Source organism: Chryseobacterium sp. YR221 (genome assembly GCF_900176315.1).
Lineage (GTDB): Bacteria > Bacteroidota > Bacteroidia > Flavobacteriales > Weeksellaceae > Chryseobacterium > Chryseobacterium rhizosphaerae.
The window spans coordinates 321717-342991 of record NZ_FWXM01000001.1 but is presented as its reverse complement, the minus strand read 5'-3'; the positions used below and the strand labels follow the sequence as shown (position 1 = coordinate 342991).

Below are 21275 nucleotides of genomic sequence, written 5' to 3'. Positions count from 1 at the left end.
TTTTTAATACATTTTATCTAAATGACATTTGTCAATTATTTTAAATTATTCTAAATAAAATTAGTGATTTTATACTGAGTCTCCTACTTTTGCCGGAAGAATAATGTTTGATGGTAACTAACGACTCCAAGGTCCTTTTTAAAATTCTCTTTTCCAGTTTTTTCTTTTTTTTCATTGATGTAGCAACATTCAAATCCCAGGACAGAAATGTCACCCTTACATTCGAAGTAAAGAATACAGCTCTTCAACCTGTTGAAAAAGCAGAAATTCATATTGTATCCGGTGAAAACAGATACTCCTCTGTTACCAATACCAAAGGCGTATTGACATTAGATGTCATTCCCGGTTCTTATACCCTTCAAACTCAAAAAGATGGTTATCGTGAATACAATTCCGATATAAATGTTACAAAGACAACTGCCTTTTTCATTCTGCTGACAGAAAAAATTAACAGCATAGAAGAGGTTGTCATTACCGCTAAAGAAGGAAAAGGTCTTACCTCATCTTCTATAATCAGTCAGCGGGCCATGCAGCATTTGCAACCTTCAAGTTTTACTGATCTTTTGGAGCTGCTTCCCGGGGGAAGATCCGGTGATCCCGTCCTGAATCAGGTCAACAAGATCAGTCTCCGCGAGACCGGAAGACCGGGTTCCGATTATAATACCTCATCTATGGGAACAATCTTCCTTATAGACGGAGCACCCATAAATTCGGGAGCGAATCTTCAGTACACTTATGATTTTCAGGATAAAACCAACAATGGATTAACCCGAAGGTTAAACATTAACAGCGGTGTAGATATGAGGAGCATTTCTACAGATCAGATCGAACGTGTAGAAGTCCTGCGTGGAATTCCTTCTGTACAATATGGAAACCTGACTTCAGGAATTGTAAAAATCACCAATAAATCAGGATATACAAAATGGAAAGCCAGATTTAAGGCAGATGGCTACGCTAAGCTTTTTGCCGTAAGTAAAGGTTTTGAAAACAAGGAAAAAGATCTGAAAATCAATGCAGGGTTGGATTACCTGAATGCTAAATCTGACCCAAGGGATAAGCTGGAAAATTATAAAAGGATAACCGCTAATCTATCTCTGGTAAAGGAAAAGAAATACGACAAGGGATTTTCAAGATGGCAGTCATCAATAAGCTATACAGGCTCTCTGGATGGATCAAAATCCGATCCCGACATCGATTTATCTGAGCTGAATTCTTATGAAGTAAACAACCACCTTTTCAGCCTCTCAAGTCTTTTCAATTATACCAAAAACGAACCATCATTCTACAGGTCAACAGAAATTCAGGCAACTGTCAATCAAAGGTTTGATAAAATAAAACAAACCAAATTCATCCAGTTAGAAAATGCGACAGCCTTTCCGTTATCTACAACGGAAGGAGAATACGATGGGTATTATCCTAAAGCTCAATATATTTCCGACTATCAGGTAGATGGTAAGCCCCTCGATTTATTTGTAAAAATGGTGAATAACTTTGGGTTTACTTTTAAATCTGTAAAAAATGAACTCAATGCAGGATTTGACTGGCAACTGAGTAAAAACTGGGGCGAAGGACAGCAATTTGACCGATACAGACCCATAGACCCAAAATCTACTTACAGACCGCGTGCTTATCGTGATATTCCGGCTTATAGCACATCTGCTGTATTCCTGGAATCGATCACTACTGCAGACTTAGGAAGACATCAGCTTAGTCTCGCGCTGGGAGTACGAGGAAATACGATGATGAATCTTCCTTCTTATTTCAGGATGCACGGAAAAATCTATGCAGATCCAAGAGCTAACCTTCAGTGGGAGCTTCCTTCTTTTGACTGGCTGAATAAAAAAGCAAAACTTTCATTAACAGTAGGCTACGGTAAACAGAGTTTATTTCCCGATCTTAATCTTTTATATCCGGAGCTCATTTATAAGGATATTCAGCAACTCAACTACTTCCACAGCAATCCGAAGTACAGAAGAGTTCATTATAAAACAATGATTTATAATCCTCAAAATGCGGAAATAGAACCTGCTGTGAATGAAAAGTTCGAAGCAAGACTGGATTTTAGCCTAGGTTTTCATCAGTTATCCATTACTGTTTTCAAGGAAAATATGAATAATGCTTTCCGCTCTATGAATAACTATGCGGTATATCAATATAAAAAATATGATACGTCTGCCATTGATCATACTTCCATTACTGCCCCACCGGATGTACATACACTGCCCTATCAGATCATGGATGAGAATTTCACTTACGGTACACAACGCAATGGCAGCAAGGTAGATAAAGAAGGCGTGGAATTTCAATATTCATCTAACAGGATTCCTGTAATCAACACCAGGTTTACCCTTAACGGAGCTTGGTTCAGAACAAAATACGGCAACAGCCTTCCTGTTTACAGAGGCCGTGATTTACTTATCAATGGAAGACCCTACCCTTATCTTGGACTGTATGAAGGAATGGAGCCGAATTCAGCCAATGAGGTACTCAATACCAATCTGATGCTGGATACTTATATTCCTAAGCTGGACCTGGTATTTTCTTCTTCATTCCAGTTTTCATGGTATTCCATGAGAAAATTGTTTCCTATGAGCGGACTTCCCAGCCATTATGTGGACCAGAACGGAACGATTCTTCCTTTTAATCCTGATACGGCAAAAGGGACTATCCTGGAAAGTTTAATTATTGCTCAGAATGAAAACCTCTACAATACCTCCAGAAGACCTATGGAAATGAATCTTAATGTAAAGGTTTCGAAAAGCTTCAGGAATAAAGCCGTTATAGTTTCTATGTTTGCCAACAGGCTTTTCAGTTATTATACACCTTATACCGTTAACGGATTTACCATCAATAGAAAAGGCGCTTACGATCCTTATTTCGGAATGGAAATCAATTTCAATTTATAAAAATTTCATTTAAAATAACATTATGTTTAAACATGTATTAAAAACACTATTACTATTATGTGTTGTGGTCAGCTTTGCGGCCTGTTCTTCAGATTCTGATGCTCCGGAAGCACAGACATCATTACAATTAGAATTAAAAGTTGTTCCGGAGAATATCCAGGTGAAGGAATACAAACACCTTACCGTGAGCTTTAAAGAGCTGAATACCGGATTCACGACTACTCAGGAACTAAAAAACACCAATACCCTGCAAATAGTACTCCCTTCCGGAACGTATCATATTATTGCAGAGGGAAGCATTGTGTACTCAAATAACGCTGAGCTTACAGAAGCAAAAGTAGGCGGAGTACAGACAAGTCTGGTGATCAATGGCAGCCAGCAAAGCAAAACACTTGATATAGCTTTAAAATCAGGAAGCAGTGATCTAATTCTGGAAGAAGTTTTCTTTACCGGAACAAAAACACCTCAGGGTGCTATGTATTTCGGAGATCAGTATTTCAAAATCACCAATAATACAGATCAGGTTTTATATGCTGATGGGATGTTACTGATCCAATCTGCTTTTATGACAAATGAAAAACAGGATTACAGCCCAAATATCATGGGAAGTGCTATGTCTGCCGGTGCTATCATAAGAATTCCGGGTGCAGGAACAGATTACCCGGTACAGCCAGGTGCCTCTATTATTATTGCAGAAGATGCCATCAATCACAAAGAATTTAATTCTTTATCCGTTAATCTTTCTCATGCTAATTTTCAGATTTTCAAAGAAGATTCTGATGATATAGACAATCCTGCAGTTCCTAAAATGGTCAATGTATTTGAAAAAATGGTGATTCATACCCAGGGATATTATGGATATGCTCTGGCCCGTATGCCTAAAGGAATGTCTGATAATACCCTGGTTAGCCAGAATTCATACACCTACCAATACAATCTTACATTTGGAGGAGACGTCTATCCTATGGACGGAACAGCTGTTAAAATTCCGAATGAATGGATCACAGATGCTATCAACCTAAGTGTACAGGACTCTTTTCAATGGTTGGTAACTTCTCCTGCACTGGATATGGGATGGACTTCAGTAACTACGTTTGACGGGGACAAAAACCGTTTCGGAAAAGCAGTCCGCAGAAAAGTAATAGGAACATCTGCTGAGGGCAAAAACATATTAAAAGACACCAACAATTCTACTGCAGATTTTGAGCATGGTGTAAAACCTTCATTATTTAACTAAAATGAAATATTTCCGTTCCATATTCATCATTGCCGTCACTCTGTCCACTACAAAGCTGCAGGCACAGGAGCATGACACTATCAAGGAAAAAATCCGTGAAGAATACAATGCTGAAAGGCTGTTTAAAAGTAATATCAATGTAAATCCTGCCAATAATACGGAGGCAAGAAAACATAGTATCACAACCTTTAGCCTGTTCTCAGAAACTCATAATACACCTAATGCACTGAAGCAAAAAGGTAAAGGTAAAAATCTATGGGGAGCTGAAGCACGTACTTTTCAGGTATTGGACAGCAAAACTGTCGTTTGGGGCAACGCCTCATATGTTCAGGGAAAAAATAAGCAGATGCTATGGAACGAAAATGCGGATTACGACCTCATCTATCCCTATGTAGCTGCAGACAGCGTGGGAGGTGATATGAAATTTGAGAACTACTCCTTTTCCGGGGGATATTCAAAGAAAGTCAACACATTTACCTTGGGAATTACGGGAAGCTATAAGGCCAGTTTAAGTTATCGTGATGTAGATCCGCGTCCTAAGAATACGACTGCCAATTTCTCTTTAGCACTGGGTGCCAACAAAATGATAATGGGAAAATTTAAAGCTGGAGCTTATCTGGAAGCTGAAAAATATACCCAAAAACATTACCTGAGTTTTGTAAGCAACCAGGGCTTCCCTATGATCTACAATATGAGCGGATTGGGAAATTATAATGAGCTTCTTTCCGGAAAGCTGCGCCAGTCTTATTATGAAGGATGGTCATATGGAGGTGGGCTTCAGATTTTTGAGGCTGAAAACAGAAACTGGTATCTTAATATTGGTCTTAAAAAGCTGAATATGGATAAACTCCTGACCGAGTATACCGATCTCAACGCTTCAAAAATTGATGAACAGCGCCTGAACTTTTCATTGGGGAAATTTTTTGATACCGGAAAAGTATCCTGGGGTATTTCTGCGGAAGGAAACAGTATCAGCCGAAAAGGAACCGAAAACCTGTTTCTGAATGAAAATTCCAGGAACTACATCCAGATCGGTACTGTGGAACGGTATAGCCATAAAATGAATACCATTCTTCTTAAGGGGCTTTTGCAAATGGAAACCAATGAGGTAAGATCCTCACTCTTGCCCTTTTTAGGCTGGGCCCAGGAAAAAGAACTCTACAACAGCCCTCGGTCTGCAGTAGAGTTCAATAAAATGATTTACGGTATCGATTATCAGTGGCTGAAAACATTCAGTACCCATCTTGCCCTTTCTGTTTCTTTGGGAGCTTCAGCAGCCCATGTTTATGATAAAAATGCAGTTTTCAATAATTCAGGAAAACACTCCATCAATCAGATGCTACAGGAAAATTATGCATTTATGACATCGGATGTCTGGCAGGCCAAAATGGATGTTAATTTTCACTTCAACTTTCCTGTGATAAAAAATGCATTTGTAGGAGGAAAAATGATGTACAGCAATTTTAAAGACAGCAGTAATACCCTGTTTGCTGTAAGTATAGGAAGTATTTTTTAAATTCAGAAGTATCATGAAATTTTCAGATCTTAAATTAGTAGCATTCGTTGGAGGAATTTCCTTCTTCTGTATGCAGCATACGTTGCAAAAGTATCGTATAGATTATGGTGAAATAGCAGATCAGTATAAAAAACCTATTAATTACTGGCCTTCACCATCTGTGGATGCAGGTATAGAATGGAAAGAGTTTGAAGCGATAGAATGGGATTCCAATTATTATGATACCCAGGAGTTGCCTGAAGTAATGCTTGGAAAGAAACTGTTTTTCGATCCTAAACTTTCTTCATCAAGTCAAATCTCGTGTAGCAGCTGCCATAACCCTGAGCTGGGCTGGGCAGACGGCCAGGAAGTAGCCCTGGGGAATGATCATCTTCAGGGAAAAAGAAATACCCAATCTCTTTATAATATTGGTGAACGAAGTTCTTACTTCTGGGACGGAAGAGCCCAAACATTGGAAGAGCAGCTGGTAGGTCCTATCTCTGCACACAATGAAATGAATATGAAGCCGGAGAAACTTGCGGCAAAGCTTTCTAAATTCAAAGAATACAGGCAGCTTTTCAAAGAAGTTTATAAGAGTGATAAAATTACATTTGATAAAATAGCCGGAGCTTTGGCAACTTTCCAAAAAACCATTAAAAGCCAGCCAAGCAGACTGGATAAATTCATCAAAGGGGATCAGAAAGCATTAAGCGATAAAGAAATTTATGGTATGCATCTCTTCCGTACCAAAGCAAGATGCATGAACTGCCACTATGGAAAATATCTTACTGACGAATCTTTTCATAATATTGGACTTACCTATTACAAAAGGGAATATGAGGACCTTGGCCGCTATACTATTACCAAAAAACCGGATGATGTGGGAAGGTTCAAAACTCCTTCATTACGGGATCTGGACTATACGGCTCCATGGATGCATAATGGTCTTATGGATGACATGCATGGTATTGTCAGTTTATACAACAGTGGAATGCAGATGATCAATCCTACCCCTGAAGAAAAGAAAGCAGACCCTAATTTTCCGGTAACAGATCATCTCATCCAGCCATTACGACTTAATGAACAGGAAATAGATGCTATTGTTTCTTTTTTGAAAACTATGTCAGGAAGCTATTATAAAATGCCCCGGCCAGAAATTCCGAGAAAGTAAAGAAGAAGTTCGTTTCTAAAAGTCTTTTGAAAATTAGAGCCCTATGGAAATTAAAAGACCTTATTTGAATTCTTTGTTCATATAAGGTCTTTTTTTATTAAAATTTAAATCCAATACTGAAATAAATCCTTGAAAAATCGAGCTGGTTATTTCGGGAAATATTAATATTAATGGGACCTATAAGAGATTCATATCCCAGGTTCAAAGCGTACCCGAACATGTCAAAACTGTTATTAAAAGGAGAAAGCTCATCACTGATCTTTCCATAAGTAAAAGAAGGGGCAATATAAAACTTCTTCATCACTCTGTATTGCAGTGACAGTCCCCCTTTAACTACAGAGTTGGTAGGTAATTCTTTCTGCCGCAGTCCATTGAACTCAGGATTCATCAGCTCAGTGTTATATTCACTACCTCCCAAATTGTATTTTTCATTAAGAAAAAGATAAGGAATCTGTTCTTCTCTTACAGAACCCAGGCTTGCTCCAAGAAAAAAATTGGCTTTCAGCGCCAGTCTTCTCGTAATAGGATAAGCAAAATTTTCATTCAAAGTAAATGAAACAAAGTTCTTAGGTTTAAAATAATATTCAGCTTCAGGATTAAGTATTGCATACAGCGTGGGCTGTACACTACTTAAATCATATAACTTATAGCTGTCTCCATAATATAAACGTGCACTTACCTGGAGATGATTTCCTCTGGTAAAATAATATCTCTTATTAAGGTTATTCTGCTCAAATTTCAAAAAAGTATTGAAATTGCTGTGATTGTACAGCTTTTTGTTATAATTATCCGTTTTTGTCTGATCTACTTTATCCAGCAAAGTATACATTCTCTCCAGATTGAATTCCGTTCCTAAAGAAAGAAAAGCATTGGGAGACACATTATAGTTCAACGCTATTTTCCCGGTGATATTTCTATACATATGATTGGGGAATTTTGCATTGGCATCTTCATCAGATACATTAAGCAATCTGAAGGTTAAGTCATTACTTTTAAGGTGAACAATCTTCGCTTCGGCATCAAACCACCAGCGGTCCTTCTTACCTAGAAACTGCTGATAAGCCAATCTCGCCTTAAAACGTTCTGAAACATCTACCGTTGCCAAAAATCTCGATCTGTTCATCAGGATATTTCTATAGGTATAATTGACAATAATCCCTACCGATTGTTCATTGTCATAGTGAAGGGCCAGTTTGAAAGCTCCTTTTTTGGCTTTTTTTACAAAAACATTCATTACAAGGCCATCACCTTCATTGGTATAAGTGTAATAAACCTTCACATATTGCCGCATCCCAAATACCCTGTCTATTGCTTCATTAACTGTTTTCACATCATAATACTTCCCTTCTTCCAGGTTCATTTGGTTTTTAATAACCTCAATTTCTGTGGCATCTGTAAGTGGCGTTCCATCTTCGTCGTTAAATGTAAACTTTGTAGTAGGAAGTTTTACTTCTTCAATCAACGTATGCTCATACTTGATGCCTGCTTTTCGCTGAGCCTCCGCCAAAGCTACAAACTCAGGAAGATGTTTTTTAGCTTCAATTTCACCAATTTTAATAATCCTTCTGAATTTGGCAAAATCTTTTGTGGTAATCTCTCCCAAAGGATCCACAAAATCTACCAGGATATTGGATAATGCTTTCTGATGCTTGAAATCTTCTACAGACCGGATTGCATGAGTCTGATAGATCATTTTCATAGGATTCTCAATCTCCTTTTTGGTAAAGAGCCTGAATCCCGTATACCCTCCAATCACAAAATCGGCGCCCATCTCACGAACTTCATTCGCCGGATAATTCCTGTCTAGACCGCCATCCACCAAAAGCTTCCCATCGATATACACCGGAGCAAAAGCTGCCGGTATAGCCAACGTAGCACGGATAGCCAATGGCAGGGAGCCTTTTTTCTGCATGATCAACCCTCCATTTTCAATATCTGAAGAAGTAAGCTGTACAGGAATCCGCAATTGGCTGAAATCATTGATATGCTTTGCATTGAATGTAAGTGTATTAAGAACCTCACCCATATATTGTCCTTCAATATAGGAACTGGGTAACGTGGGAAAACCTTTCACAACCGGAAACTCAAGGATGTACTTATCATATTCATCCTTTTCACTGATATTCACTTTACGATAAGGAATTTTATTGCTGAGAATTCTGTTCCAGTCAACTTTATGAACGGTAGACTTTAGCTGATCAGCATTATATCCCATTGCATACAAACCTCCTAAAATCCCTCCCATACTGGTTCCGGTGATATAATCCACTTTAATTCCCAATGAATCTACCATTTTAAGAATCCCGATATGAGCAAATCCTTTAGCCCCACCACCACTAAGGGCCAAACCAAATTTAGTATCTTTGGTGATGTGTTGTAATGCAATATTCAGAGAGTCATTTTTTTGCTGGGATCTGGCAGTTAAGAAAAGAAATGTACTTAAAAATATCAGATTCTTTTTCATGCGGAATTTTTATTTTTTTAGCTTAAACCCGATAATCAGTTTATAAAAAACTACATACAGTTTAACCGAGCCGTAAATATACAACAAAAAGCATTTTCCTTGATCCACACTCGCGTACTAAAGAAAAATTTTATCAAGAAAATCGGGTTGACAATAAAAAGAAACAGGATTCTTAATAAGCCTTTATACTTTCCACAAAAGGAATATCCGGATTGAGAATTTCAAGAATCAGACTCTTAACAGATTTCATAGCATCATCAATATTTCCTTTTTCAAACTGTAAGGAAATGACCCCTTTTTTAGCTTCAGAAAAGCTCCAGATTCCGGTTTCTATCGGGAAACCCCAGAACTCCGGTAAATGCTGCACCACATAATGATAAATGCAAAGCTGTAAAGCCTGTTTTCTTTCACTGTTATGAAAATAACCCTCTACATTCTCACCATCAATCTTGACAATGAGATTTTTAATCTTGGCCGTTTTGTAATCGATGATTCTTAAAGTTCCATTCAGTTTATCTATCCGGTCAATGAACCCCAGGAAGGAAATTTTATCGTTTCCATCAAGATAAAAATCAATACTTTCAAACCTCCTTTCTATATCTATGATCTCCAGTTTATTTCCTTGTTTTACCAGCTCAAGATCATACCCCAGAATATTTTCAATCACTTTTTTAGCAATGGCTTTGTGAATATAGTTCATTCCCTTTTCATAGAATTCCGGCTGGTGCTTAAGCTTTTCAATCGCAACATCTATATATTTATCAATCGCTTTAATTGAATTTTCTAAATCACTTTCTTTTAACACCTTACCCTTTATCTCTTCATATATCTCCTGAAGTGAATAATGCACAAGATTTCCATAATTTTTCACCGATAATTCTTCTTCAATTTCATCTGTTTCCGAAGTATTTAAAATCTTTGATAAATAAAAATCGATAGGATTATAAAGGTAGCTTGTAAGGTGGGAAGCCGATACTTTTTTCTTCCAGTTCTGAAGCCTCTCCTGAACAATTTCTGTCTTAGGAATTTCTATAGGTTTGGTTAGAATAGGTTCTGAAGAATTTTCAATAATCAGGTGTTCAATAGTATGGGAACTCTCCATTTCTATCTGCGTAATAAATCTGCTTTTTTCACCGGTATTCACTCCGGAACTCAATGCATTGTACAGCAAATGTACGTTGGTAGAATCCTGAATCAGACGGTAAAAGTGATAGGCATAAATACTGTCATTTTCCAGGAACGTATGAAGATCAAAAAACTTCCTGATATCAAAAGGAATATACGTATTCTGTGAGTTTCCAAGAGGAAGTTTTCCTTCATTAACGGAAAGCATAATGACATTCTCAAAATTCAGGAGACGGGTCTCCAGCAGTCCCATAATCTGTAGTCCTCTTAGTGGCTCACCCTGAAAATCAATACTTTCAGAATTGATATACTGATTGATCAGGATCTCCAGCGTATCCATTTTGATACTGATATTATAGGGAGTCAGCTGGTTTTTGATAATCCGGAAGGCATTTTCAAAGTGAGAAACATTTTCATATTGAATATCATCTATTTCCAGCCATTTTACCTGCTGACAAAATGTAATAAGGATATCCAGATATGCATGGGTATTCTGTGCCTTTTGAAGCAGTCCAAAATAAGAAAGTCCGTTTAAAAGCTCCTGCAGGAGTTTTCTGGAAATATAAACAATGTTCCTTTCTTCTATTTTCGCTTTAAAATCATTAATGATCTGCTCATCTTCAGCAGATTTTGGCAGCTCTTCCAAAATAGGAAAAACATCCCGGTAATAATAAGAAGATTTATTTTTCTCCAATTGTTTCTGAAGATAGAAAAGGCGTTTTACAGCATTGGAAAAAGACAGGTTTTTCAATGGAAAACCCATGGTAATATTTAAAGTCTCTATCCCATGCATCACATCAAGACTCGCCGGAAGAAGATTTTCATCAAGCAATACTACAGCTGTATTGGAATAGGTTTTATTATTAATTTCCTTGAATATTTCCGGTAATACTTTCGTCTGCGTAACATTTCCTGAAACTTCGTATACTTTGATATTTTTAGGCTGGTTAAAATCATCTTCAATCCACTGAAAAGCACGGTTGTCATCAAACTCCTTCCATGTTTTATGGTTTCTGAGAAATTTTCCGGCTTCCTGTCTTTCATCATCAAAATAATACCGGTCAGCCTGAAAGAAACACTGGGCTTTATTCCATTGCAACAGGCTCCTTACCAGTTTTTCTTCCACCGGTGTGAAAGCATTAAAGCCACAAAACACAAAGTGTTCTGAAGTGTTTTTAGCGAAGGAAACAATTTCAGCTTTAGCCGTTTCATGAATCATCCCTGAGGTTGCCCAATTTCTTTCTTTAAGCCTTTCCTTTAACGCCGGAAGAAATATATTCATATTCTGCCAGAAATTCAGGAATTTCTTTCTGGGTACATCATCATCTTCTCCAAGATTCTGAGCCCATTCTTTAATCCTCTCCTCATCAAACATATATTCCAATACGGCCTGATCACTATCCGAAAATTTCAAAACATCATCCCAGTCTTTCTGTAAAGTAGGAAACCATTTTAAAAATTCTGAAAAATCATCATTCGGAATAAGGTTCAGACTTCTGTAAACATCAAATGAAAAAAGCCAGAGAGGTATTCCCTGGATAGGCTGTTTATCTGCAATGGTATTGATCAGCTCTTCCACGGTAAAGAAATTCGGAAGAAATCCTGAGTAGTTGCTCTCCTCTAAGATCTGTCTGATAAATACAATGGGACGCTTTCCGGGCAGAATGATATTAAACGCAGAAAGGTCCTGGTTTTGTGCCAGCAGTTCGTGAATGATCTTATTGAGGAATTTCAAGGGGCTTTATAGCTTTTTAAATGTTCTAATTCTTCAGCAATGGCAGTATTATATTCTGCCTGCTTTTCTTTATTCATCCCATGACTGGTATCTTTGTCATAGGAGATCTGAAAGTTTTTATAGTCGTTGGATATGGCTTTATAAATTGAAGCAAACCATTTGTCATAATCAGCCGAAGTATTGATTTTTTCGGCAATCATTTTTCGCATTTTTCTTACAAATAACTCTGCAATATCAAAATGCTTCTGCTCATGGACTAAGATATAATCATTAATCTTTTTCACATCTTTCCATGATTTATCTTCATTGAAAATTGTTTTGATCTCTATTTTAACAGGAGATTTAGGATTGGTAGATTTGATGACTGAATATTCCCAGCCACAATGCGTATAGGCGGCTACATCCGGATTATTTTTTCTGTTCGCTGTACTTTTAAAATTATTCCAGTCAAGTTTTTGATCTTCCTTCCAGATTATCTTTTGTCCAAATACAAGGTGTACAGCTAAAAAGAGGGATAAAACAATCAGTTTCATGCTTATTCCGCTACGATTGTTTTTGTAATCCAGTTTTTTCCGCCATTCCAGAATCTAAAAGTATAGGTTCCTTTCTGCTGCGGGCTAAACTTAATCTGATTCGTTCCTACATAGCTGCTCTGCTGGCAAGGACCACTTGTCATATATTTATAAGTAGTCACCGTTCTTTCAAGATCATCTTCATAAATATAATCATATCCGTAAAAACCATCACAATGAGAAGGATAAGTAGAATACGTTTTTATACTCTGTATGCTAAATACACTCATGGTGTCTTTCATTACCTTTACACTGTCTATTTTGATCTTAGCAATAGATTCAATAGTCTGGTAATCATCATCATTACATGAGACTACTACTAATCCCAATAATAATGTCGAAAATCCAATGTTTAAAAACGTTTTCATAACCTTCAATTTTCTGATTATCAATAAATATTTAGCAAAGTTTACTTCCCAATCATACAAATTTAGGAATTAAAATTACCTTTTGATACATAAACTACTTTTTTTGTATCAAAAAATTCTTCATCAAAATAGTTTTTAAGATTATAGATCTCAGATTTAATCCCGGCAAGCTCCTCTGCAAGGTCACCGCCTTTTAAATATAAAATTCCGTTATGCTTGGCATTCAACTGTTCTTTTTCAAATTTTCCTTTCAGCCATCTTAAAAATTCAGGCATCTGGGTTACCGCTCTGCTGACTACAAAATGGAATTTTTCTTTCAGCTTTTCCGCTCTTCCATGGATAGCCTTTACATTTTTCAAACCAACACCTTCTGCCACCGCATTAACGACACTGATTTTCTTTCCGATGGAATCTATTAAGGTAAACTCTGTCTCCGGAAACATAATGGCTAAAGGAATTCCCGGAAAACCTCCTCCGGTTCCAATATCCAATACTCTTGTTCCCGGTGCAAATTCCATCACTTTAGCAATTCCCAAAGAATGCAGGATATGCTTTTCATACAGCGATTCCATATCTTTTCTGGAAATTACATTGATCTTTTCATTCCACTCATTATAAAGTTCCTCCAATTGAGCAAACTGTTTTAGCTGGGTTTCTGTAAGATTCGGGAAATATTTTAATAGTAACGTTGTAGACATGTGAATTATTATAATCTGCAAAAATAAGATTTTATTATTTTTATTCAAACTTTAGCAGCATCTATATCAAAAAATAAAACGGTAGCACCACATTGTACAACACATCTGCTTCTTTAGGTTTTTCAATTATAAAAAAATGGCACTGAAATCCTTCTTATTTTACAGATTCATTTTAAATCTTCAATTACACTAAAACATCAGTTCAAAATATTTTACGACACTTCAAAACCTGATAAAAATCTTTAAACTAGGGCTGTTTTTATTTCCCGACAAGACCTTTTTATTATATATTTGTTAAAATTGAAAAAAAACATGGATAAACTTTCAGATAGAGTAAAAAGACTAGGATACTCACAGACTTTTGTAATGTCTAACAAAGCCAGAGAAATGAAGGCAAGCGGAATTGATGTAATTAGCTTAACTCTTGGCGAGCCGGATTTCGATGTTCCGGACAATATAAAACAGGCTGCTTTTGATGCCATTAATGAGAATTACAGTCACTACTCTCCTGTTCCCGGATTTCTGGAATTACGGGAAGCAATTGCTTATAAATTAAAAAGGGATAACCATTTAGAATATAAACCCACTCAGATTTGTGTCTCCAATGGTGCCAAACAGGCTATCATTAATGTTTTGGCAGCTATTATCAATGACGGAGATGAAGTACTGCTTCCTGCTCCTTATTGGGTAAGCTATGATGAGATGGTAAAAATGATGGGCGGAAACTCTGTCATGCTTCCTACTTCTTATGTAACAGACTTTAAAATTACAGCAGAACAGCTGGAAGAGGCCATCACAGAAAAAACGAAAGCTGTACTTTTCAGCTCACCATGTAATCCTTCCGGAGGATATTATACATATGACGAATTGAAATCGTTAGCAAAAGTGATCGCAAAACACCCTCAAATCACTGTTATCTCAGATGAAATCTATGAATTCATTAATTACGAGACAAAAACTACTTCTATTGCCCAGTTTCCGGAAATATATGAACAAACTGCTGTTATCAACGGAATGTCTAAAGCATTTGCAATGACAGGTTGGAGAATAGGATATTCTGCATGTCCTGAATGGCTGGCAAAAGCTTGTGAAAAAGTTCAGGGTCAAATGACCAGCGGAGCAAATACCGTGGCTCAAAGAGCTTCTATTACTGCATTAAAGGCAGATCCTTCCGAATACAAATACATGATCGATGCTTTCAAGCAGAGAAGAGATCTTATGTTTGATCTCATCAAGGAAATTCCAGGATTCAAAGTATTGCTTCCTAAAGCAGCCTTCTATTTCTTCCCGGATATCTCTCATTATATCGGAAAAACACTAAACGGAACGGAAATTAATAATTCTGATGATTTTGCCATGTTCCTTTTAGAAAATGCCCATGTAGGATGTGTAGGCGGACTTTCTTTCGGAAGCCCTGAATGTATCCGTTTTTCATATGCCGCTTCTGAAGAAGAACTTAGAGAGGCAATGAAACGAATCAAGAATTTACTGGCTCCTTTCAATTAATAACCCAATTCCAATATATCAAATGAATCTGTTCAAAAAACTGACAATTGCCACAAGTATTGCTGCCGCAAGTTTCGCAGGCTATGCTTATGGGCAGGATTTCCAATGGAAAGAAGCAAAATCAAACGGCTACTCTTACAGGTACGTTACCAATGACCCTACTTCAGCCAGATATTACACGCTGAAAAACGGCTTAACGGTCATTCTGAGTCCTACCCATAAAGATCCGAGAATTCAGACTTATATTGCCACGAAAGCAGGAAGCAAAACCGATCCTGCAGACCATACCGGACTGGCACACTATCTGGAACATATGCTTTTCAAAGGAACTGATCAGTTTGGCTCTAAAGACTGGGCTAAAGAAAAACCTCTTTTGGATCAGATTGATGCTCTTTACGAGAAATACAATACCACAAAAGACGAAGCTAAAAGAAAAGAAATCTATAAAGAAATAGACAGGGTTTCCGGAGAAGCAGCGAAATACGCCATAGCCAATGAATACGACAAAATGCTGGCTGGTATGGGCGCTGATGGAACTAATGCCTTTACTTCTTTTGAACAGACGGTATACACAGAAGATATCCCGGCGAATGTTATTGATAAATTTCTGACTGTACAGTCTGAAAGATTCAGACAGCCGGTATTGAGACTTTTCCATACAGAACTTGAAGCAGTTTACGAAGAGAAAAACAGATCACTTGATGATGACGGAGACAAAGTTTTTGATACCATGTTTGCTAACCTTTTCCCTAATAACAATTATGGAAAGCAGACAACAATAGGAACTATTGAACATTTAAAAAACCCATCTCTTCAGGCTATAAGAGATTATTACAATAATTATTATGTTCCCAACAATATGGGAATCATCATGTCGGGAGACTTTAATCCGGATGAAGTCATTGCAAAAATAGACAAAGCCTTCTCCTACATGAAAACCAAAACAGTTCCTGAATATAAAATCGGACAGGAAAAGCCCATTACAGCTCCTGTTGTCAAAGAAGTTGTAGGACCCAATCCTGAAAGCGTAATGCTTGGCTTCAGATTTCCGGGAGCTTCTACCAAAGATGCCAGATTGCTTAACCTTGTAGGAAATATGCTTACCAATGGCCAGGCAGGATTAATTGATCTTAATTTGGTCAAAAAACAAAAATTACTGGGCGCAGATGCTTTTCCTTATGCTTTAAAAGATTATTCTGTTCTATTGATACAGGGAAAGCCCACTGAAGGACAGTCTCTGGACGAAGTCAAAAACTTATTGCTTCAGGAAATAGACAAGTTAAGAAAAGGAGAATTCTCTAATGACTTAATTCAGTCTATCGTAAACAATGAAAAGAAAAACATCATCCAGAAGGATGAAAAATATTCTTCCCGAGCAGGGATCCTGATGGATGAATTCACCTCTGATGTAGATCATAAAGCTTCATTGGAATATGTGGATGAAATCTCCCATCTGACTAAAAAGGATATTATGGATTTCACTTCAAAGTATCTTCAAAACAATAATTATGTAGCTGTTTACAAGAAAAAAGGAGAAGATAAAAGCATAGTAAAAGTTGACAAACCCACTATTACTCCGGTTTCAGTAAACAGAGAAGATCAGTCTCCTTTCCTTAAGAAAATTTATGAGATGCAGGAAAATGCAATCTCTCCGATATGGTTGAATTATGATAAAGATATCGCCATAAATAAACTGGGAGCTATAGATGTTCTTTCTGTAAAAAATACAGATAATGCCCTGTTCAGAATGTATTATCATTTTGATTCCGGAAAATGGAACAACAAGATACTTCCGTTGGCAGCAGAATATCTTCAGTATTTAGGAACGAAAAATAAATCTTCTGAAGCCATCAGTAAAGAGTTTTATAAGCTTGCTTCAAGTTTTGAGGTAAGTGCCGGAAACGAGGAAACTTCGGTATCTCTTGAAGGTTTAAATGAAAACTTTGACCAAACCATTGCTTTATTTGAAGATCTGATCAAAAACAGTCAGGCTGATCAGGAAGCTTTAGATGCCTATAAAGTAAGACTTAAGAAAGCCAGGGCTAATGCCAAACAGAATAAAGCAACCATCATGAGTGGGCTTAGAAGCTATGCGCAGTATGGGGCACAAAATCCTTTTAATAACGTTTTAACGGATGCAGAACTTGATGCCCTGAAAGCAGAAGATCTGATCAATGTACTTCATGATTTATTCAATTTTAAGCATAAAGTACTGTATTACGGACCCAAATCAGGAAATGAAGTTGTAGCATCCCTGACTCCCGTTCACAAACTTCCGGCAACACTGAAAGAGCTCCCTAAAACCAAAACTTTTGTTCAGATACCTACGGATAAAAACAAGGTATTGTTTGCCCATTATGACATGGTTCAGGCCGAGGTTTTCTGGATAAGAAACTCCGATCAGTACAACCCTACCATTACCCCGACTGTAAGTTTATTTAATACTTATTTTGGAGGCGGAATGGGTTCCATTGTATTCCAGACCATCAGAGAATCTAAGGCATTAGCCTACTCTACTTATTCTTATTTTGCACTTCCAGGTAAGAAAACTGATAAAGATATGATTATGGCTTATGTAGGAACTCAGGCAGATAAATTCAATGAGTCTACTACAGCAATGAATGAGCTGCTGACTACACTGCCAAAATCCGAGCAATTGTTTGAAACTGCCAAAAGCGGATTGAAAAAATCTATTGCATCAGAAAGAATTACACAGGATGGTATCATTTTTTCTTATTTAAAATCCCAAAAGCTTGGAAACAACTTTGATATGAGAAAAAATGTCTACGAACAGGCTCCAAAACTGTCTTTCACAGATATCAATACCTTTCATGATAAGGAAATGAAAAACAAAACCTACACCTATTGTCTGGTAGCTTCTCAAGATAAAGTAAATGAAGCTGCTATGCAGAAATTAGGAGAGGTGAAAAAACTTAATTTAACTGAAATATTCGGATATTAAAATATACAAAAAGTCCTGTTTTCAGGGCTTTTTTATTTAGGAATGAATCAAAAACAATTATAGATTTTATTTATCGAAAACAACTTGTTCGATAGATAAAACTTTTATATCTTTGCATTAGAAATTAAATATAAAAACAGAAAATTATGTCTTTAGTAGGAAAAAAATTCCCAAATTTAACAATCGACGCAATGTCAGAAATGGGTGACGATCTTAGAATCAACATCCTTGATGAAGCAGTAAACAACCAACAAAAAGTTCTTTTATTCTGGTACCCGAAAGATTTCACTTTCGTTTGCCCTACAGAACTTCACGCTTTCCAGGAAGCTTTAGGTGAGTTCGAAAAAAGAAACACTAAAGTAATCGGAGCATCTTGTGATACTAACGAAGTACACTTCGCTTGGTTAAACACTCCAAAAGATAACGGAGGTATCGAAGGGGTTACTTACCCACTTTTAGCTGATACTCACAGACAATTAGCAAACACGTTAGGAATCGTAGATCAGGATTTCGAATATAACGAAGAAGGAGAAGAGGTTTTCACAGGTTCTAACGTAACATACAGAGCAACTTACCTTATCGACGAAACTGGAAAAATTTTCCACGAAGCGGTAAACGATATGCCTCTAGGTAGAAACGTAAAAGAATTCTTAAGATTAATCGATGCTTATACTCACGTTCAAAAACACGGTGAAGTATGTCCTGCAAACTGGGAAGAAGGTAAAGATGCAATGAAAGCAGACAGAACTTCTACAGCAGAATACTTAGCTAAGAACTAATATAATGTGTTAATTTGAAAATGAGATAATTTGAAAATTATTTAAGAATTATCTCATTTTCTTTATCATACTTATTAACGCATTTTCAAATAACAAATTTTCAATTTATTATCATGTACACAGAATTAACCGAAGATACATTACAGAATATTGTAAATGACAACGAAAAAGTAGTTGTTCAATATGGCGCAACATGGTGCGGAAACTGCAGAATCATGAAGCCGAAATTCAAAAAATTAGCATCAGAAAATGAAACTATCCCTTTCTTATATGTAGATGCTGAAAAACTTCCTGAAAGCAGAAAATTAGCAAAAGTGGACAACTTACCTACTTTCGCCATCTTTAAAAACGGTGAATTAGTAAATCAGGTTCAATCTAACCAGGCAGAAAGTTTAATTAACCTTTTTAACGAATTATCATAATGAAATTACCCGTAATCAGACAATTTTATCAGAATCAGACTCCTGAAAATCTTGAAAAAACATTGGAAGTTCTGGAAAGTTTCTGTGAATTCAGAGGAACAAGTGAAGAAGATCTTAATGTAGCCGGAGAGCTTATTACAAACATCTGTGGAGCTTTGGAAGTTCACTCTAATGTACAGAATGGAATGAGCGAAAAAGATGCTTTAAACTCTTTTGCACAAAAGGTTTTAGGATCTATCGACAAATAGTTCTTTAATTATTTACTATCAATTGGTTTAATAATTAAAAATTATAAAAACACAATATACCTGGGGCTTCCCCATTACTATATTTTTTCCCTATTCTTTAATAACTGCTTTATTTTCAACTGGAACAATACTTCAAAAGCCTATCTGGTCAATATGAAGCCAGAAGTTATATCCGTATCTGTTAAAGAATATCCAATTAAAATCCCGATGAAATGTCATCAGGATTTTTTGGGTTCGCTGCTTTAAATATTCATATAACTCATCTGTAGCCCAACCATTTTCTTTTACTTACATGTATATAAACACTAATAGCACAAATATTTTTGCACGAATACCACAAGTACAAACTGCATTAATAGTGTCATCTGTGAAATATCAGTGTGATTTGTGGTTAAAAAAATGACTAAATACATCTATCCTATATCACATAAGCTTCATCAGATTAATTTCAATTAATCAATCCTTTGCAACCTTATTGATCAAGCTTCTAATTTTTTCTTTGCGTTAAAAAAATATTACTTTACTATTTAAGGACAAGAGGAATTATAAAACGGTTACATAAACATCTGCCAAATCAGCTCAATCTGCGAGAGAAAATTTTAAATAGGTTTAGGCTAAAGCCAATGGATACAATCTAAAATGCAAGCGGGCTAAAGCCCACTCCTATTGAATTTCAAATCTCACTTTTACTTACATTTAAGTAAACACTAATAGCACAAATATTTTTGCACAAATACCACAAGTACAAACTGCATTAATAGTGTCATCTGTGAAAGTATCAGTGTGATTTGTGGTTAAAAAATAGCTAAATATGCCTATCCTATATCACATAAGCTTCATCAGATTAATTTCAATTAATCAATCCTTTGCAACCTTATTGATCAAGCTTCTAATTTTTTCTTTGCGTTAAAAAAATATTACTTTACTATTTAAGGACAAGAGGAATTGTAAAAGTAAAAACAGCTATATAAACATCTGCCAAATCAGCACAATCTGCGAGAGAAAATTTTAAATAGGTTTAGGCTAAAGCCAATGGATACAATCTAAAATACAAGCGGGCTAAAGCCCACTCCTATTGAATTTCAAATCTCACGTTTACTTACATTTAAGCAAACACTAATAACACAAATATTTTTCCACAAATACCACAAATACAAACTGCATTAATAGTGTCATCTGTGAAAATATCAGTGTTATTTGTGGTTAAAAAATAGCTAAATATGCCTATCCTATATCACATAAGCTTCATCAGATTAATTTTAATTAATCAATCCTTTGCAACCTTATTGATCAAGCTTCTAATTTTTTCTTTGCGTTAAAAAATATTACTTTACTATTTAAAGAAAAGAGGAATTGTAAAAACAGCTATATAAACATCTGCCAAATCAGCGCAATCTGCGAGAGAAAAATTTTAAACAAGTTTAGGCTAAAGCCAATGGATACAATCTAAAAAACAGGCGGGCTAAAGCCCACTCCTATTGAATTTCAAATTTTATCTATGAAACCATTAATTTTGACAGAAATAAAAAATCCTGATGAAAATATCACCAGGATTATATATATAAACGATAAGCACAGGGCATATCA

The 21275-nt window shown here is 36.3% G+C and carries 14 protein-coding genes; 9 read left to right on the top strand and 5 right to left on the bottom strand.

Annotation, left to right across the window (positions count from 1 at the left end):
* The first annotated feature begins 110 nt into the window (after positions 1-110).
* The 4 genes from B8967_RS01605 (at position 111) to B8967_RS01590 (ending at position 6809) form a co-directional block, all read left to right on the top strand.
* Positions 111-2906, top strand: a complete 2796-nt coding sequence (locus B8967_RS01605; RefSeq protein WP_084084065.1) for a TonB-dependent receptor — start codon at positions 111-113, stop codon at positions 2904-2906.
* 22 nt (positions 2907-2928) lie between these two features.
* Positions 2929-4143, top strand: a complete 1215-nt coding sequence (locus tag B8967_RS01600; protein ID WP_084084063.1) for a DUF4876 domain-containing protein — start codon at positions 2929-2931, stop codon at positions 4141-4143.
* Position 4144: 1 nt separating this feature from the next.
* Positions 4145-5659, top strand: coding sequence for a DUF6850 family outer membrane beta-barrel protein (locus B8967_RS01595; protein WP_084084061.1), 1515 nt, complete (start codon positions 4145-4147; stop codon positions 5657-5659).
* Positions 5660-5729: 70 nt separating this feature from the next.
* Positions 5730-6809, top strand: a complete 1080-nt coding sequence (locus tag B8967_RS01590; RefSeq protein ID WP_228406045.1) for a cytochrome-c peroxidase — start codon at positions 5730-5732, stop codon at positions 6807-6809.
* A 97-nt stretch (positions 6810-6906) separates the two neighbouring features.
* Here B8967_RS01590 and B8967_RS01585 read toward each other — a convergent pair whose 3' ends face one another.
* The 5 genes from B8967_RS01585 to rsmG form a co-directional block, all read right to left on the bottom strand.
* The gene (locus B8967_RS01585) at positions 6907-9273 is read right to left on the bottom strand and encodes a patatin-like phospholipase family protein (RefSeq protein WP_084084057.1); all 2367 of its coding nucleotides are present in this window, start codon (positions 9271-9273) and stop codon (positions 6907-6909) included.
* A 172-nt stretch (positions 9274-9445) separates the two neighbouring features.
* Positions 9446-12133, bottom strand: a complete 2688-nt coding sequence (locus tag B8967_RS01580; protein WP_084084055.1) for a PD-(D/E)XK nuclease family protein — start codon at positions 12131-12133, stop codon at positions 9446-9448.
* Positions 12130-12666, bottom strand: a complete 537-nt coding sequence (locus B8967_RS01575; protein ID WP_084084053.1) for a DUF922 domain-containing protein — start codon at positions 12664-12666, stop codon at positions 12130-12132. The genes B8967_RS01580 and B8967_RS01575 overlap by 4 nt, the downstream gene beginning before the upstream one ends.
* A 2-nt stretch (positions 12667-12668) precedes the next feature.
* A complete protein-coding gene (locus B8967_RS01570) occupies positions 12669-13073 on the bottom strand; it encodes a hypothetical protein (RefSeq protein ID WP_047495495.1) in 405 nt (134 codons plus the stop codon).
* Between the two features lie 62 nt (positions 13074-13135).
* Positions 13136-13771, bottom strand: coding sequence for a 16S rRNA (guanine(527)-N(7))-methyltransferase RsmG (gene rsmG, locus B8967_RS01565; RefSeq protein ID WP_084084052.1), 636 nt, complete (start codon positions 13769-13771; stop codon positions 13136-13138).
* A 312-nt stretch (positions 13772-14083) separates the two neighbouring features.
* Here rsmG and B8967_RS01560 point away from each other — a divergent pair, with 312 nt between their 5' ends.
* The 5 genes from B8967_RS01560 (at position 14084) to B8967_RS01540 (ending at position 19688) form a co-directional block, all read left to right on the top strand.
* The gene (locus B8967_RS01560; RefSeq protein WP_047495500.1) at positions 14084-15277 is read left to right on the top strand and encodes a pyridoxal phosphate-dependent aminotransferase; all 1194 of its coding nucleotides are present in this window, start codon (positions 14084-14086) and stop codon (positions 15275-15277) included.
* 22 nt (positions 15278-15299) lie between these two features.
* Positions 15300-18239, top strand: a complete 2940-nt coding sequence (locus tag B8967_RS01555) for a M16 family metallopeptidase (RefSeq protein ID WP_084084050.1) — start codon at positions 15300-15302, stop codon at positions 18237-18239.
* Positions 18240-18385: 146 nt separating this feature from the next.
* On the top strand, positions 18386-19018 hold the full coding sequence (locus B8967_RS01550; protein WP_047098363.1) for a peroxiredoxin: 633 nt from the start codon (positions 18386-18388) through the stop codon (positions 19016-19018).
* A 113-nt stretch (positions 19019-19131) separates the two neighbouring features.
* Positions 19132-19440: a thioredoxin family protein gene (locus B8967_RS01545; protein ID WP_047495506.1), complete on the top strand. Its 309-nt coding sequence runs from the start codon at positions 19132-19134 to the stop codon at positions 19438-19440.
* The gene (locus B8967_RS01540) at positions 19440-19688 is read left to right on the top strand and encodes a DUF6952 family protein (RefSeq protein WP_047495508.1); all 249 of its coding nucleotides are present in this window, start codon (positions 19440-19442) and stop codon (positions 19686-19688) included. Before B8967_RS01545 ends, B8967_RS01540 begins: the two co-directional genes overlap by 1 nt.
* Positions 19689-21275: the final 1587 nt, after the last annotated feature.

What these genes read in the sequence shown, in the direction of transcription:
- B8967_RS01575 (WP_084084053.1), bottom strand. Translation starts at nt 12,666, where the DNA reads ATGAAACTGATTGTTTTATCCCTCTTTTTAGCTGTACACCTTGTATTT.
- B8967_RS01540 (WP_047495508.1), top strand. Translation starts at nt 19,440, where the DNA reads ATGAAATTACCCGTAATCAGACAATTTTATCAGAATCAGACTCCTGAA.
- B8967_RS01595 (WP_084084061.1), top strand. Translation starts at nt 4,145, where the DNA reads ATGAAATATTTCCGTTCCATATTCATCATTGCCGTCACTCTGTCCACT.
- B8967_RS01570 (WP_047495495.1), bottom strand. Translation starts at nt 13,073, where the DNA reads ATGAAAACGTTTTTAAACATTGGATTTTCGACATTATTATTGGGATTA.
- B8967_RS01560 (WP_047495500.1), top strand. Translation starts at nt 14,084, where the DNA reads ATGGATAAACTTTCAGATAGAGTAAAAAGACTAGGATACTCACAGACT.
- B8967_RS01590 (WP_228406045.1), top strand. Translation starts at nt 5,730, where the DNA reads ATGCAGCATACGTTGCAAAAGTATCGTATAGATTATGGTGAAATAGCA.
- rsmG (WP_084084052.1), bottom strand. Translation starts at nt 13,771, where the DNA reads ATGTCTACAACGTTACTATTAAAATATTTCCCGAATCTTACAGAAACC.
- B8967_RS01585 (WP_084084057.1), bottom strand. Translation starts at nt 9,273, where the DNA reads ATGAAAAAGAATCTGATATTTTTAAGTACATTTCTTTTCTTAACTGCC.
- B8967_RS01605 (WP_084084065.1), top strand. Translation starts at nt 111, where the DNA reads ATGGTAACTAACGACTCCAAGGTCCTTTTTAAAATTCTCTTTTCCAGT.
- B8967_RS01600 (WP_084084063.1), top strand. Translation starts at nt 2,929, where the DNA reads ATGTTTAAACATGTATTAAAAACACTATTACTATTATGTGTTGTGGTC.
- B8967_RS01545 (WP_047495506.1), top strand. Translation starts at nt 19,132, where the DNA reads ATGTACACAGAATTAACCGAAGATACATTACAGAATATTGTAAATGAC.
- B8967_RS01550 (WP_047098363.1), top strand. Translation starts at nt 18,386, where the DNA reads ATGTCTTTAGTAGGAAAAAAATTCCCAAATTTAACAATCGACGCAATG.
- B8967_RS01555 (WP_084084050.1), top strand. Translation starts at nt 15,300, where the DNA reads ATGAATCTGTTCAAAAAACTGACAATTGCCACAAGTATTGCTGCCGCA.